Raw genomic sequence first — 15072 nt, forward strand, 5'->3', positions numbered from 1 at the left:
CCACCAGTCAGGAAGAGACCAACGAGATCAGGTTCAGTGAGCTCAGCCGCGGACCTGCAAGTCCACCCAGACGAGACGGTGGTCGCTGCTGGGAAACGGATAAACACCGGTCAGCCGCGAAAGAGGGTCAGCCCGGGCCGGCCAGAACACCCCGGCGTCGAGCACCTTGGACCCGCGTGAGGGCAGCACGTAGTCAGCCCGCAGGTTGCCAGGCGCAGTGTCGGCGAAGTCGGCGGTGTCATAGCGGGGGGCGCTTTCATGCGTGGCATTGGCGCCGCCCTGCAAAGCGGCTGCTTCCCGGCCGCCATCGGACGCCGGCAGTGGGTCGAGGACTCGCCTCGAATCAAGGAGCTGATTGATCGCGGCGTCAACAGAGTCACCGTCAAACGGGTCGGCATTCTGGTCGCCCACGATGACGAACGGTTCGCTCGGCTTGAGCCCACGCTTCATACCTTCGTCGTCAACAATGTACGTCGACTTGCCCGGGGTAACGTAGTCAGCCCAGAACCGGATCTCGTCGTGGTTCCGGCGGCCGTTCCGGTCCTCGGGGCCGTCAAAAGTTGGCGGTGTTGGGTGGGAGGCGAGTACGTGCACTGTTTCGCGACCGACCTTCACCGGAACATCCCAGTGCGACTTGCTGGATAGACGCACAACATCGAGCTCCTCCGGGGAGAACCAGTCCGCCGGTTCGGGCGTCGCCGGGTTGTCAGGCAAAAGCGCATCCGGCATGTCTTTCCAGAGGAAGTTCTGAAACGTCCGCACTTGCTCTGTCACGATCGGATACTTCGACAGAATCGCCATGCCGTATTGACCCTCGAATGCACCGAAACCAAAGGCGTCGTCGCCTCCAGCTATGCGCCCGTCGTTGTTCAGGTCAAATCCGCTGGGAATTCCGGTGTTCGACGGCGCTACGTAGGCGTAGGGGTAATCGACGGGGTCTGCCCCGCCCTGACCGACGGCGAGGTAGTTGTCGCGGAACACATCGGCCGCACGTATTCCGGGCACGTAGTCGAACTCGTTCAGCAGGATGACGTCCGGCTCCGCCCGCTGAATGACCTCGGCAACGGTACGCGCCTGCGGGTCATCCGGGGTGCTGAGATCCGCCTCAAGTTCGCCGGCGCTTGCCCGGTTGAGCGACAGATTGTAGGTCGCGACCCGCAGGTCGACCGCGTGATTTTTCTTGGGCTCTGCGGCTGCGGGGGCTCCGCCGAATCCGACGGTAAGGCCGCCGAGAATGACAGCGGTGACGGCGGCGGTGAGTGGGCGGTTCGTGGACATGGAACTCCTTGGCGGCGGAAATGGCGGGACGAAGGACGGTGCGTTCAACCTATGCTTCCTACGTGACCGGGAGAAGTACCACAGGCAAACGGATGTCGTTGCAAGTTCAAGGTCCTGGCCGTGCGCAAGGCAATCCGGGCGGCTCACCATCACTCGGTGTTGTGCAAAAAAAGACGGCCACCCCGTCGTCGGGGTAGCCGTCAAATTCCGCTCGGTGGGGTTAGTGCTCCGCTTCTGCGGCCGCCTTCTTGGCGCTCTTCTCGGCGTCCTTCTCGGCGCGCAGAACCTCTGTGTCGTGCTGTTCTTCCGCTTTTTCCTGGTGGATAACCTCCGCGAAGAGTTTTTCCATTTCCTTGGCGACCCCTGCGGCTGAAGCCGGGTTCTGGCCGGTCACCAGCCGTTCGTCAACTACCACCTTCTCCTCAAAGACATCGGCGGAGACGTGGGTGGCGCCCTGTTCCTCAAGTCGGTCTGCCAGGAAGAACGGGATGACCTTGTCCTTCCCTGCTGCAACTTCCTCGTCGTTGGTGAAGGCCGCCACCTTTCGGCCCTCAACGAGGCGGAACCCGTTGTCCAGTTCCACGTTTATCAGGCCGGCCGGGCCATGGCAGACCGCGCCCACCAGGCCGCCGGCGTTGTACACACTGGCTACCAGGTTCTGCAGGCCTTCGCTGTCCGGGAAGTCCCACATGGTGCCGTGTCCGCCGACGAGGTAGACGGCGTCATACTGGTCGGGATCTACGACGTCGACCCTGGCTGTGTTGAAGAGGCCGGCGCGGGTAGTCTCGTCCTCCGTGAAGGCCACCTGGATGGGGTCTGATGAGTCCACTTCATCGCGCGGCGGCTGGCCGCCCTTAATGGAAGCGAAGTCGACGAAATGCCCAGAATCCTTGAAGACCTTCCAGGGATGTGCAGCCTCGGCCACGTTGTAGCCGGTCTTCTCTCCCGTGTTGCCAATCTCGGAAACGCTGGTCAGTACCATGAGGATTTTCTTCATGAAGTGCTCCTTTCGTCCAGCTTCCACCCTACGCCCGTCACCACAGGCCCACGTCCCCCCAAGCTGGCTGCTGGCCGGGTTGGCAAAGAGCGGGCAACAGCAATCAGCTGTTCCCTGCCTTGGCGAACTATTGGGAATGGTACAGAATGCGAGCATGGATATCACCGATAACGGACCACAGCCGAATGCCTTCAACATCGAAAGCGCCACGACGGAAAATGCCGCCTACCGCCGCGTGGCCTGGACGGGCAAGCACCTGCAGGTGACGCTCATGTCCATCGAACCCGGCGGTGCGATTGGTCTTGAAGTGCATCACGGGACCGACCAGTTCCTGCGCATCGATGCCGGGAAGGGCCGCGTGAAGATGGGGCCTTCAAAGGACGATCTCTCGTACCAGAAAGACGTCGGGGACGGTTGGAGCATCCAGGTGCCGGCCGGCACCTGGCACGACGTCGAGAACACCGGGGACGAAGCACTCCGCCTCTACACAATTTACGCGCCCACCCATCACGCCCAGGGCATTGTTCAGGAAACACCAGAGGATGCTGACAAGGACGAGGAGAAGGGCCTTGACGAGCCGCCGGAATGGGTCGAGGAAGTTGACGACAAGGGCGAAGAGAGCGCCTGAGTAGCCGCATCACGAGGACGTCCGCCGGGTGCCCTAGGAGCTTTCGGAAGTCCCGGGGCCCTCAGGCGTCCGCTGCGTACCGGCCGCCAACCGGCGCAGCCGTTTCAAGGCAGCCTGCTGGCTCGGAGCAACGCGCCCCAAGGCGAGGTGTACCAGGCTTAGCGTTACCCTCGTCGCCAATTTCACGGGAAGTGGGATGGGACCGAGCCGGGCCGTTTTCAGGCCCAGCATCTCCCGGTACTTCGGCTCCAGGCTGGTCACGGCGGCTGCGAACAACACACGGTACCCGGGTTTCAAAGCTGCGTGGATTGGCGGATCCTTGATGAAAGCGACGGTTTCCGCAACCCGCTCGTCAGAGACCAGCTCGCCGTCGTCGTACCAGCGGTCAAGCTGCCGGCGCATCTCCTCCTCGGTGAGCGGGGGCGTGGGCACTCCCATCAACAGCCCCGCCTGCGCCCATTCGCGCACGTAGGCATCCGGCCCTCCGGGTATGGGGCCGCCCCACAGCTTGTGCGCGGCGAGGAAGGCGTCCATGAAAGCTATGTGCACCCAGCGGAGGAGCTCGGGATCGTTCGCCGAATAGCTTTGGAGACGGCCCGCGCCATCCACATATGTTCCGCGCACGCGTTCATGCAGCCGGAGGACCCAGTCAGAGGCTTCACGGGCGGCCTCTGTGGAACCGTAGGTCACGGTGAACACCCACCGGATGGTGCCGGCCAGCCTGCCCAGAGGGTCTTCGCGGAAACGCGAGTGGTCATGCACCCCGGCGAGCGCTCCTGGATGCAACGCCTGCATCAGAAGCGCCCGTATTCCGGCTACGATCGTCGGCATTCCCCCGTGCACTGCCCAGACGGCCGAACCAGGCAGGTGATAGCCGGCGTCATCTCCCTCAGCGAGCCTGCTCACCCACTCCGGAACGGCGTCCGGCGAGCCCGTAAAGGTCCGTTTGAGTTCGCCCCGCCACTTCGTGAGGAAGTTGAACATCCCGCATCCTTTCCGTGGGACTGGTGCGGTTTGGGATGACCTTGTTTGCACCACCTTGCCGGCCTTACCGCTGCCGCTCTCCTGCCAATCCGCGCGTTTGCACAACGGGGACGACCCAAAGTGGGGCAATTTTGCCGTCCCGGCGGCGCCGGTGCAGCGCTACATCGGATCGGTGCCGGACCCCATCCTCGTGCCGGTCCCGCCGCTGCCACGCTGATCTCCTTTGCTCCCGCGCAGGTTTTCCTGGACCTTGCCGAACAGGTCCTTGATGGTGGACTCGGTGTTGGTCAACACGTCCGGCTGAAGGTAGATGGTCTGGCTGGTGGAAAGGGTGTAAGCGGACTTCAGGTCGCCATGGTCCGTGGCGCCCTCCAGCGCGATGGTGGTTGTCCCGCCACGGCGGGCGATGGCCGCGATCCTTCCAAACACCTGGACTTCGTCGTCGGTCTCGAAACTGACGGTCTGGCCTACATGGGTTCGGTTGAGTGTGCCCACTGACGTTGCCTTTTCATTGCCGGTCCCTGCATAAGTCATGATGCCCTCCTGAGGCAATGGCGGCGGCTGATGCCAGCAGTCTAGTTCCGTCCGCACTGCCCGGTACAGGACCAAATCGAGTAACTTTTGCGGCAAGGAGCCCAGTAGAATCTAGAGCGACCGCCGGCCCAGCAACCAGGAGGAACCCGTGCACCACAGCAGTGCCACGGTTCCATCGCACCCGGCGCTCAGCCGCGAGGTCCCCTTCCACGCGGTGCGCGCGGGCATGGTGGCGAGTGCCGTCGTCGGACTGGCTGCCGGTGCGCACGTGATCGGTGGCGGCGGCCTTCCGGCCCTGCCCATCCTGTTGGCGATCGTGACGCTTACGGGCCTGGCAGCCACCACCGCCACCCGCTTCAAATTAAACGCCCCCGCAATGCTTGCTGTGCTGGGCACGGGGCAACTGCTCCTCCACGAGGCCCTGACTGCACTGAGCGCCGCCCCCGTTGCCAGCCAGAAACTACAGGGCAGCCACGCCGGACACGGCAGCCAGGAGCACGGTGAAGTGGTGGCCGCCCTCGCCGCTGCGGGGCAAACCACGGCGGAACAGGACCACAGCTCCGCCGGCATCGGCATGTTCCTGGCGCACACCGCGGCAACACTGGCCTGCGCCGCGCTCCTGTCCCGCGGTGAGGCCGCCTTCTGGGCTCTGGACGCGTGGTTGCGTCCGTTGGTCAACCTCCCTGAAGCTATAACTTTCGACGCCGGTCACTCACCAGCGGCAGCCAGCCCGCCGGCGTCCTCCCCCCACCGCCCCTGGCGGAACCTGAGGCAAGACAGCCGACGCGGCCCGCCTTCCGTCGTCGTATTTTCCTGACCTCAAACAAAAAATCCTGCTCCGCAACGGGGCCATTATTTGCCACACGCCGTGACTATTCCGGCGTGTGCGAAAGGCACACCATGAACAGCTCCACCATTCGTCGCGCCATCTCCGCTACCGCCGTAGCCGGCGGCACAGCCGCCCTCCTGCTCACGGGCATCGGCCCGGCAGCTGCCCACGTAACCGTCACTCCGGACAAAACTGCCGCCAACGGCTATGCAGTCCTCAACTTCGCCTTCTCACATGGTTGCGAGGGTGCCGCCACCAGCAAGATCACCATCACGCTGCCACAGGAGCTCAACGCCGCGACGCCCACCGTGAACCCGAACTGGACAGTGGAAAAGGTCACCGAAACACTGGCCGAACCCCGCACCCTCGCAGACGGCAGCAGCATCACCAAACGCACCAGCCAGATCGTCTACACAGCCAAGGAACCCGTGGCCGACGGTCTGCGGGACACCTTGGCTCTCTCCGCCAAGCTCCCCGATGTTGCCGGCACCACGCTTTACTTCCCTACCCTCCAGACCTGTGAGACCGGCCAGACGGATTGGGCGGAGATCCCTGCGGAGGGCCAGGATCCGCACGACCTCGAGGCTCCGGCACCATCACTGACCGTCACAGAGGCAGCAGCCGAGGGAACCGATGGGCACGGTTCTGATCAAAAAGCAGAGCCTGCCCCGGCAAGCACCACTGAGGACGCCGGAGCGAACGCCCGCAGCTGGGGAGGGCTGGTGGCGGGACTCGGCGGCCTGGCCCTGGGCGGCGTGGCGCTGGCCCGCAGCGGACGCTCCCCCAAGCAAGGCACAACAGCCGGCAACTGATACCTGAGCTGGGGAAACAAGGATTTGATGCCCGGAGCATTACGATCCGGGCATCAAAACCTCCCCGCAGCCGCGCCGCCGTTGACTCGCCGCTGCCGTACCGAGAGGGTGGAGCGATGAGGTCTCAGCGATTCACCTACGGTATTCTCCTGACGACGGCGGCCGCGGCAGGCGCTCTTCTCCTGGCCGGCTGTGGCCAGGCCAGCCCGCCACAGACGCAGGAAACGCCGACGACGTCGGCCGGCCCAACGTCGTCGATCTCCCCTTCCAGCCCCAGCACTTCGCCGAGCGCACTGCCAGCCCCGCCTTCCACCCCCGGTGTGAAGAGGTGCAACACTGATACCTTGACCGGGTCCACCGACGCCAGCGGCGGCGGCGCGGCGGGCAGCGTCTACATGACCCTGGTCCTCACCAACAGCGGAGCGGAGCCCTGCATGCTGATGGGCTATCCGGGCGTGTCCCTGACCGCCGGACCGGAAGGCGAACCCATCGGCGCGCCGGCTGCGCGGGAAGAATCCAAGGCGCCGGTGGAGCTGCTGCTGGCTCCGGGTGAATCGGGCGGCGCGGTGCTGAGGTACGTGCAAGCCGGCAACTACCCGGACTGCACTATGACTGGTGCGGCAGGCTACCGGATCTACCCGCCGGAGGACTTTGGCTCACTGTTCATTCCGCAGCCCACACAGGCTTGCAGCAACACCGAAATCGACCTGCTGACCATCGAATCTTTCCAACCGGTGGGCTAGCTGTTCCTTGTTCCTCCCTTGCTACCCATCGCTTCATAAGTAGACTTACTAAATCTGCTGTTGAATCGATGGGTATTAGTGGACAAGGGCACTGACCCGGAACGGACTGCACCATGACCTCACTGTGGCTTGACCGGAAGACCGAATTTTCCAGTGATGCGTTTGTCCCAGGGAACACGTACGACACCGTTGTAGCCGGCGCCGGACTTACCGGCCTGGTGACGGCCTTGCTGCTGGCCCGCTCCGGCCAGAACGTGCTGGTCCTGGAAGCCCGGCAGCCCGCAGCCGTGACCACCGGCAACACCACCGCCAAAGTGACATTGCTTCAGGGCACCGTGCTTTCACAACTGAGCCGCCAGTACTCGCCGAAGGTGGTGAATGCTTACGTGGAGATGAACCGCGAAGGCCAAAGCTGGCTGCTCCGCTACCTTGATTCCAACAACCTGCCGTACCAGCGCCGCACGGGCTACACCTACGCCACCACCCCTGAAGGCGCAGAGAAGCTGCGGTTGGAGCTTGCTGCCGCCACGTCAGCTGGCCTGAACGTCGATTACGTCCGGACTGCCGGACTGCCGTTCAACATCACAGGTGCGATCGCACTGCCGGAGCAGGCCCAGATCAATCCGCTGGACGTCATCGAGACCCTTCTGAAGGACGTGAAGGCCCACGGCGGAACAATCGTGAGCAACGTCAGAGTCACAGGAGTCAAGGGCTCAGGGCCGGCAACAGTGGAAACAAACCGCGGCGCAGTCCGGGCCACGAGCGTAGTCCTCGCAACCGGCACGCCCATCCTGGACCGGGGCCTGTACTTCGCCAAACTCAAGCCGCACCGCTCCTACGCGGCGGCCCTGGAGATGCCGGGAACAATGCAGGCGCCGGAGGGCATGTACCTCTCCGTCGAACAGCCCACCCGGTCCTTGCGCGATTACCCGGCGGACGGGATTGTCGCCTCGGACGCCGTCAGCGGCGAGGGCAGTGGTGCGGGAAGTGGAAAGCCGCTGCTGCTGGTGGGCGGCAGTGGGCACCCTGTGGGCAAGGCCGATTCCGAGCAGGCGCACCTGGATGATCTGCTGAACTGGGCTGAGACGCACTTCCCCGGAGCACGCCCCACCCACACGTGGTCCGCCCAGGACTACCAGGCCGTCAACCTGATGCCGTTCTTCGGCAGGCTCCCCCGCGGCCGGGGAGACATCTACTTCGCCACCGCCTACAACAAGTGGGGGATGACCAACGCGGTGGGCGCCTCGATAGGAATCTCCGCAAACATCCTCGGCGGCCAGATCCCGTGGGCAGACACTATCCACCGCCGGATCACCGCCCCGTCGGCGGCGGCATCCGCCGTGGGGCACAATGCGGAAGTCGGAGCGACGCTCGCCAAGGACTGGGCAAAGCTCCTGAAACGTCCGACGCCGGACGGGGCACCTGAGGAGGGCACCGGCGTCGTCACCCGTTCCGGCATGCGCCCGGTGGCAACCTCCACGGTCAACGGTAAAACCTGCGCCGTCAGCGCGAGGTGCACGCACCTGGGCGGCATCCTGCACTGGAACGACTCGGAGAAGACCTGGGACTGCCCGCTGCATGGCTCGCGCTTCACACCGGAAGGCGAGAACCTGGAAGGGCCAGCCACGACTCCGCTGGCGCAGGCGCCGGATTCGGGCAAAGGGTGAGGTGGCACGCCCCCTTCAGGATGACCTGCTCACCGAGGACACGGCGCTCGGCGGCAGCGAACTTGCGTGAAGGACGGATTGCGAGGCCCACCGTTGCCCAGCACGGCAAACTGTCAGTGCGTTGAGGCATGATGGAGAAATGCAGGGTCAGGAGCTTCTAGGAATGGATCGGTTCAGCCGGCCCACCCGTGACTGGTTCCTGGGCGCCTTCAGCGTTCCCACGCCTGCACAGGAGGGTGCCTGGAACGCTATCTCTTCCGGCCAGCACGCCCTGGTGGTGGCGCCTACCGGCTCCGGTAAGACCCTGGCCGCGTTCCTCTGGGCCCTTGACCGGCTCCTGGTCTCGGCGCCTGCTCCGCCGCCGGAACTTCCCGGCACCGCGGAAGCCAAGCCTCGCGGCCGGATCCGCGCGCCAAAGCGTAAGACCCGCGTCCTCTACATCTCACCACTCAAGGCCCTGGGTGTCGACGTCGAAAGGAACCTGCGTGCCCCGCTGATCGGCATCACGCAGACCGCAAAGCGATTGGACCTGCCGGCACCGCTGATCACGGTGGGTGTACGCTCCGGCGACACCCCCGCGTCGGACCGGCGGGCACTGTTGACCAACCCGCCGGACATCCTGATCACCACCCCCGAGTCGCTGTTCCTGATGCTGACGTCCCGGGCACGCGAAACGCTCAGCGAGGTGGATACAGTCATTGTGGACGAGGTCCACGCAGTCGCCGGCACCAAACGCGGCGCCCACCTGGCAGTCTCGCTGGAGCGTCTGGATGCCCTGCTCCCCAAGCCCGCTCAGCGCATCGGCCTGTCCGCCACCGTGGAGCCGCGCGAACTGGTGGCCCAGTTCCTGGCGGGCAGCGCACCGGTGGAAATCGTGGCACCGCCGTCGCGCAAAACCTGGGACCTCACTGTCTCTGTGCCTGTGGAGGACATGTCAGATCTGCAGGGCGCTGCGGGCGCCTTCGATTCAGGCCCGGCGTCGGGATTGCAGCCACAAGCGTCTATTTGGCCTCATGTGGAGGAGAAGATCGTGGACCTGGTGCTGGACAACCAGTCCACCATCGTGTTCGCCAATTCCCGCCGCCTGGCAGAGCGGCTCACGGCACGGCTCAACGAGATCTACGCGGAACGCCAGCTGGTGGCCGCGGGTGGCGGTGGCTGGGATCTTCCGGCTGACTCCGGTGCTGCCGATTCGCCTTCCCCCGTTTCCACCGCCACGCCTGCCCACATGATGGCCCAGGCCGGCAGCACCACGGGCGCCGATCCGGTGCTGGCCCGGGCGCACCATGGCTCCGTTTCCAAAGACCAGCGGGCCATGATCGAGGACGACCTCAAGTCCGGCCGGCTGCGCTGCGTGGTGGCCACCTCATCACTGGAGCTGGGCATCGACATGGGTGCGGTGGATCTGGTGGTGCAGGTGGAATCGCCGCCCTCGGTGGCCAGCGGGCTCCAGCGCGTGGGCCGAGCCGGGCATCAGGTGGGCGAGGTCTCCCAAGGCGTGTTGTTCCCCAAGCACCGCGCGGACCTGGTTCACACCGCCATCACCGTGGAACGAATGCTGGACGGCAAGATCGAACGGCTCGCCATCCCGGCAAATCCGCTGGACATCCTGGCCCAACAGACCGTAGCGGCCACCGCGTTGGGAAGTATCGACGTCGAGGAATGGTTTGCCACGGTGCGCCGCTCTGCGCCGTTCGCCTCGCTGCCTCGTTCCGCGTACGAGGCCACCCTTGACCTGCTGGCCGGCCGCTACCCCTCGGACGAATTCGCCGAGCTGCGGCCACGCATCATCTGGGACCGCAATGCCGGCACCATCGAAGGCAGGCCCGGGGCGCAGCGCTTGGCCGTCACTTCCGGCGGCACCATCCCGGACCGCGGCCTGTTCGGCGTTTACATCATCGGCACCGAGCAGGAAGGCTCAGCCAATCCCGGGACCGACGGAAAACCCGCAGCCTCCCCGGCAAAGGGCGGCCGCCGCGTGGGCGAGCTGGACGAGGAAATGGTGTACGAATCCCGCGTGGGAGACGTCTTCGCGCTGGGTGCTACCAGCTGGAAGATCGAGGACATCACCCACGACCGTGTGCTGGTCTCCCCCGCCTTCGGCCAACCAGGGAAACTGCCGTTCTGGAAGGGCGATTCACTGGGCAGGCCCGTGGACCTGGGCCGGGCGCTGGGTGCTTTCGTCCGCGAACTGTCAGCGTCCGACGTCGGGCCCGCCATGGAACGCTGCAAAGCCAGCGGCCTGGACGACTACGCCGCCGGAAACCTGATCCAGTACCTGCGTGAACAGCGCGAAGCCACCGAGGTGGTGCCCAGCGACACCACCCTGGTGGTTGAACGGTTCCATGACGAGCTTGGCGACTGGCGCGTTATCCTGCACAGCCCGTTCGGCATGCCGGTCCACGCGCCGTGGGCCCTGGCGGTGGGCCAGCGGCTCCACCAGCGCTACGGCATGGACGGTTCCGCGATGGCCGCCGACGACGGCATTGTGCTCCGCGTTCCCATGATGGAAGACGAGCCGCCGGGTGCTGAACTGTTCCTCTTCGAGCCTGACGAACTCGAGGAGATTGTCACCGCGGAGGTGGGCGGCAGCGCGTTGTTCGCCTCCCGATTCCGTGAATGCGCTGCCCGCGCGCTGCTGCTGCCGCGCCAGACTCCCGGCAAACGGCAGCCGCTGTGGCAGCAGCGCCAACGGTCCGCCCAACTCCTGGACGTTGCCCGAAAGTATCCAAGTTTCCCGATCGTGCTGGAAACCGTGCGTGAATGCCTGCAGGACGTGTACGACCTCCCCGCATTGAAGGACATCGCCGCGTCCGTGGAGCGCCGCGAACTGCGGATCCTTCAAACCACCACGCAGCAGCCGTCGCCTTTCGCCAAATCCCTGCTGTTCGGCTATGTGGCGCAGTTCCTGTACGAAGGCGATTCCCCGCTGGCCGAGCGCCGCGCCGCAGCCTTGGCCCTCGATTCAACCCTTCTCAACGAACTCCTGGGCCGGGTGGAGCTGCGCGAACTGCTGGACGCTAAGGTCATCGAAGCCACCGAGGCGGAGCTACAGCGCCTCGCTCCAGGCCGCCGCGCCCGCGGGATGGAAGGCGTGGCGGACCTGCTCCGGCTGCTGGGGCCACTGACCGTGGAAGAAGTGGCCGCGCGACTGGAAGCTGAGCAACAGGCCGAGACCTCCGCCCCGGTGGTTGTGCCTGCCGAAACCCCGGAAGTCGCCGTAGAGCCGGCCGAAACCCCGGAAGTCGCAGCCGCCCACCTGGCTGCGCTGCAGCGCGCCAATCGTGCCATCAAGGTGAACATCGGCGGCGTGGAACGCTTCGCTGCTGTGGAGGATGCCGCCCGACTCCGCGACGCCATTGGGGTGCCATTGCCCATGGGCGTTCCGCTGGCTTTCATCGAGCCGGTGGATGATCCGCTGGGTGACCTCGTCTCCCGCTATGCCCGCACCCACGGCCCCTTCACCGCTACGGAGGCAGCGGCGAGGCTGGGGCTCGGCGCCGCCGTCGTCAGTGCCGCACTCAAGCGGTTGGCAGGCGAGGGCCGAACCGTGGAGGGAGAATTCCGGCCGCACCCAACGGCCACGGAAGCGGGGGACGCTTCCGCAGAGCTACCTCCCCCGGCCCCTTCCGCACCGCCGGCCAGCGAATGGTGCGACGCCGAGGTGTTGCGCAAGCTGCGGCGACGTTCCCTGGCGGCCCTGCGCGCCGAGGTGGAACCGGTTGATGGCGCCGCATACGGCCGGTTCCTGCCGGCCTGGCAGCACGTCCAGACGCGTGGACAACAAGGCCAAAGAGGCCAACCCGCACTTCGCGGGCTGGATGGTGTGCTCACTGCCGTAGACCAGCTTTCCGGCGTCCCCGTCCCGGCGTCGGCGTGGGAACCGCTGATCCTGGCCAGCCGGGTATCCAACTACCAGCCAGCCATGCTGGACGAGCTGATGGCCAGCGGCGAGGTCTTATGGTCGGGTGCCGGCGCGCTTCCGGGAAATGACGGCTGGGTCAGCCTGCACTTGGCCGAATCCGCCGAATTGACGCTGAATCCCTCGCCCGAATACGAACCCGGCGACGCCGCGCAAAGAATTCTGGACCACCTGCAGAACAACGGCGGGGGCTATTTTTTCCGCCAGCTCACGGAAGTCGCCGGCGGAATGGACGCAGTCTTGAGCGACGCCGATGTCAACTCCGCCCTGTGGGACCTCGCCTGGGCCGGACGCATCACCGGGGACACTTTCGCGCCAGTCCGGGCCCTCATCGCCGCCGGACACACCGCACACCGGCAAACCGCCAAGGCGCCCCGCGCCAGGGCTCCCCGGCTCAGCCGGCTGGGCCGTTCACACGGTACCGGCCTGCTTGGTTCGCCGGGACTGACCGGTGGACGGTACGGTTCTGGTGGCGCGGCGCCCACCCCGCCAACTGCGGTTGGCCGCTGGTCAGCGCTGCCGCTGCCCGAACTGGACCCCACCATCCATGCACGGGCCACAGCTGAGCTCCTGCTGGACCGCTACGGCGTGGTTACCCGTGGATCCGTGATGGCCGAACAAATCCTTGGTGGCTTCGGCCTGATGTACAAGGTGTTGGCGCGCCTGGAAGAAGCCGGGCGATGCCGCCGCGGTTACTTCATAGAGCACCTCGGCGCCGCCCAGTTCGCCGTGCCCGCCACCGTAGACCGGTTGCGCACCTACGCGGAGGACGTTGCCATGTCCAAGGCCCAGCCCTTCGCACTGGCACTGGCAGCCACTGATCCCGCCAACCCTTACGGTGCCGCCCTCCCCTGGCCGGCCATGCACGTGGAAGCCGGGACGGGGCACCGGCCGGGGCGGAAAGCGGGAGCGTTGGTGGTTATGGTCGACGGCGCCCTGGTACTTTACGTGGAACGTGGCGGCAAGACGCTGCTCGCTTTCTCTGAAGAGCCGGAGGTGCTCACCGCTGCGGGCGCTGCGTTGGCGAACGTGGTCAAACGCGGGGCAGTGGACAAACTGATCATGGAAAAGGTCAACGGGCACGGCATTCTGGACACCCCGATTGCCTCTGCACTGGCTGCGGCAGGCGCCTATTCCACACCCAAGGGGTTGCGGATCCGTGCCTGAGGGAGATTCCGTATTCCGGGCCTGCGCCGAGCTCCACGCCGCCCTGGCCGGGCAAACTCTCACCGCCTCCGACTTCCGGGTGCCACGCTTCGCCACCCTGAACCTCGCTGGCTGGACAGTAGAAGAAGTGATTCCCCGCGGCAAGCACCTGCTGATGCGGGTGAAAAGCCCTGACGACAAGCGGCTCACCATCCGGTCCCACCTGAAGATGGAGGGGAACTGGCAGGTGTACCCGCCGGGTGGCCGTTGGCGAAAACCCGGCTTTACAGCCAGGTGCGTCCTGCGGACCAGTGTTGCCGTCGCCGTCGGATTCTCCCTGGGGGAGCTGGAAGTGGTCCGGACGGATCAGGAGGATTCCGCCGTCGGGCATCTGGGTCCGGACCTGTTGGGGCCCGACTGGGATCCCGAGGAAGCCGAACGACGGGTGCGCGCGGCCCCTGAGGTCCCCATCGGGGTTGCGATCCTGGACCAGCGGAACCTGGCCGGGATAGGCAACATCTACCGCTGCGAGGCGTGCTTCCTTGCCGGTGTCCACCCCGCCACACCGGCACGGGATGTTGCTGACCTGAAGACGTTGTTCGCGCACGCCAAGTTGCTCCTGGAAGCAAACCTCGGGCCTGGGCGGCGCATCACTGTTCTGCCACAGGCGGGAACCTACCGGGACAGGACCATGCTGGCACGGGGCGGGCGGCCTGCACGGTACTGGGTGTACCACCGCGAGAACCAGCCGTGCCTGCGCTGCCGCACGCCCATCAGGCATGCCACCCTGGGAAAGCCAGGCGGCGAGGAGGAGCGTGACATCTATTTTTGTCCGCGGTGCCAGCCCGCCCCTGAAAGTCCTTGAAGCTGCAGCTTATGCTGCGGTGGTGGGAGCTTCTGCTCGTAAGCCCCGTTCCACTGCAGGTCCTGACGCTGGTGGCTTAGCCCGTTCCGCCACCGCGAAGAGCGGCATCAGCAACTGCACCAGCGGCCCGATGGCCAGCGCGTACACAACGGTCCCGACGCCCACGGACCCGCCCAGCAACCAGCCCGCCGCCAGAACCACCACTTCGATCAGGGTGCGGGAAACCCGGACAGACCAGCCGGTGCGCCTGGCCAGGCCGGTCATGAGCCCGTCCCTGGCGCCCGGGCCGAACCGTGCGCCGATGTAGCAGGCGGACGCCACGGCGTTGGCCAGCACGGCTCCCACCAACATCGCTATCTGGCCGCCGAGGTGCGAAAACTCCGGCAACAACGCCAGCCCGACGTCGGCGAACAGGCCCACCAGGATCGCGTTGCACAGGGTCCCAAAACCGGGCCTCTGGCGCAGCGGGATCCAGAGCAGCAACACCAGGAAACTGACCACGATCACCACAGCGCCAATGCTCCAGCCGGACTTGAGGGAGATGCCCTGGTGGAACACGTCCCATGGATCCAGCCCCAGGCCGGCGCGGATGAACATGGCCAGGGAGAAGCCATACAAGGCAAGGCCGGTAAAGAGCTGAACGAGTCTGCGAATCATCATGACAACC

13 protein-coding genes are annotated in these 15072 nt (G+C 65.6%); 7 read left to right on the forward strand and 6 right to left on the reverse strand.

Annotated elements, in window-relative coordinates; translation table 11 throughout:
* Positions 1 to 42 precede the first annotated feature (42 nt).
* Together AC50X5_RS06210 and AC50X5_RS06215 are read right to left on the reverse strand one after the other, a co-directional pair.
* The gene (locus AC50X5_RS06210; protein WP_494975255.1) at positions 43 to 1278 is read right to left on the reverse strand and encodes an endonuclease/exonuclease/phosphatase family protein; all 1236 of its coding nucleotides are present in this window, start codon (positions 1276 to 1278) and stop codon (positions 43 to 45) included.
* A gap of 220 nt (positions 1279 to 1498) precedes the next feature.
* Positions 1499 to 2275, reverse strand: a complete 777-nt coding sequence (locus AC50X5_RS06215) for a type 1 glutamine amidotransferase domain-containing protein (RefSeq protein WP_494975256.1) — start codon at positions 2273 to 2275, stop codon at positions 1499 to 1501.
* A gap of 154 nt (positions 2276 to 2429) precedes the next feature.
* Here AC50X5_RS06215 and AC50X5_RS06220 point away from each other — a divergent pair, with 154 nt between their 5' ends.
* Positions 2430 to 2903, forward strand: a complete 474-nt coding sequence (locus tag AC50X5_RS06220; protein WP_494975257.1) for a cupin domain-containing protein — start codon at positions 2430 to 2432, stop codon at positions 2901 to 2903.
* A 33-nt stretch (positions 2904 to 2936) separates the two neighbouring features.
* On the opposite strand, the gene AC50X5_RS06225 is transcribed toward AC50X5_RS06220, so the two are convergent.
* Both AC50X5_RS06225 and AC50X5_RS06230 read right to left on the reverse strand, forming a co-directional pair.
* Entirely contained in the window at positions 2937 to 3887 is a 951-nt protein-coding gene (locus AC50X5_RS06225; RefSeq protein ID WP_494975258.1) for an oxygenase MpaB family protein, read from the reverse strand.
* 159 nt (positions 3888 to 4046) lie between these two features.
* A complete protein-coding gene (locus AC50X5_RS06230; protein WP_494975259.1) occupies positions 4047 to 4421 on the reverse strand; it encodes a hypothetical protein in 375 nt (124 codons plus the stop codon).
* Positions 4422 to 4569: 148 nt separating this feature from the next.
* Between AC50X5_RS06230 and AC50X5_RS06235 the strand changes: the two genes are divergently transcribed.
* Positions 4570 to 5238, forward strand: coding sequence for a hypothetical protein (locus AC50X5_RS06235; protein ID WP_494975260.1), 669 nt, complete (start codon positions 4570 to 4572; stop codon positions 5236 to 5238).
* An 83-nt stretch (positions 5239 to 5321) separates the two neighbouring features.
* Entirely contained in the window at positions 5322 to 6062 is a 741-nt protein-coding gene (locus AC50X5_RS06240) for a YcnI family copper-binding membrane protein (RefSeq protein WP_494975261.1), read from the forward strand.
* Positions 6063 to 6198: 136 nt separating this feature from the next.
* Here AC50X5_RS06240 and AC50X5_RS06245 read toward each other — a convergent pair whose 3' ends face one another.
* Positions 6199 to 6396 carry a hypothetical protein gene (locus tag AC50X5_RS06245; protein ID WP_494975262.1) on the reverse strand — a complete coding sequence of 66 codons (198 nt, stop codon included), beginning with the start codon at positions 6394 to 6396 and terminating at the stop codon, positions 6199 to 6201.
* Positions 6397 to 6406: 10 nt separating this feature from the next.
* Between AC50X5_RS06245 and AC50X5_RS06250 the strand changes: the two genes are divergently transcribed.
* The 4 genes from AC50X5_RS06250 (at position 6407) to AC50X5_RS06265 (ending at position 14405) form a co-directional block, all read left to right on the forward strand.
* Entirely contained in the window at positions 6407 to 6805 is a 399-nt protein-coding gene (locus tag AC50X5_RS06250; protein WP_494975263.1) for a DUF4232 domain-containing protein, read from the forward strand.
* Between the two features lie 113 nt (positions 6806 to 6918).
* Positions 6919 to 8472, forward strand: a complete 1554-nt coding sequence (locus AC50X5_RS06255; protein ID WP_494975264.1) for an FAD-dependent oxidoreductase — start codon at positions 6919 to 6921, stop codon at positions 8470 to 8472.
* Between the two features lie 139 nt (positions 8473 to 8611).
* Entirely contained in the window at positions 8612 to 13561 is a 4950-nt protein-coding gene (locus AC50X5_RS06260) for an ATP-dependent helicase (protein WP_494975265.1), read from the forward strand.
* Complete coding sequence (locus AC50X5_RS06265; protein WP_494975266.1) at positions 13554 to 14405, forward strand: Fpg/Nei family DNA glycosylase; 852 nt, start codon at positions 13554 to 13556, stop codon at positions 14403 to 14405. Before AC50X5_RS06260 ends, AC50X5_RS06265 begins: the two co-directional genes overlap by 8 nt.
* 9 nt (positions 14406 to 14414) lie before the next feature.
* Here the strand turns inward: AC50X5_RS06265 and yczE are convergent, their stop codons facing one another.
* Positions 14415 to 15065, reverse strand: coding sequence for a membrane protein YczE (gene yczE, locus AC50X5_RS06270; RefSeq protein WP_494975267.1), 651 nt, complete (start codon positions 15063 to 15065; stop codon positions 14415 to 14417).
* Positions 15066 to 15072 lie beyond the last annotated feature (7 nt).

Source organism: Pseudarthrobacter sp. MDT1-40-2 (assembly GCF_059383595.1).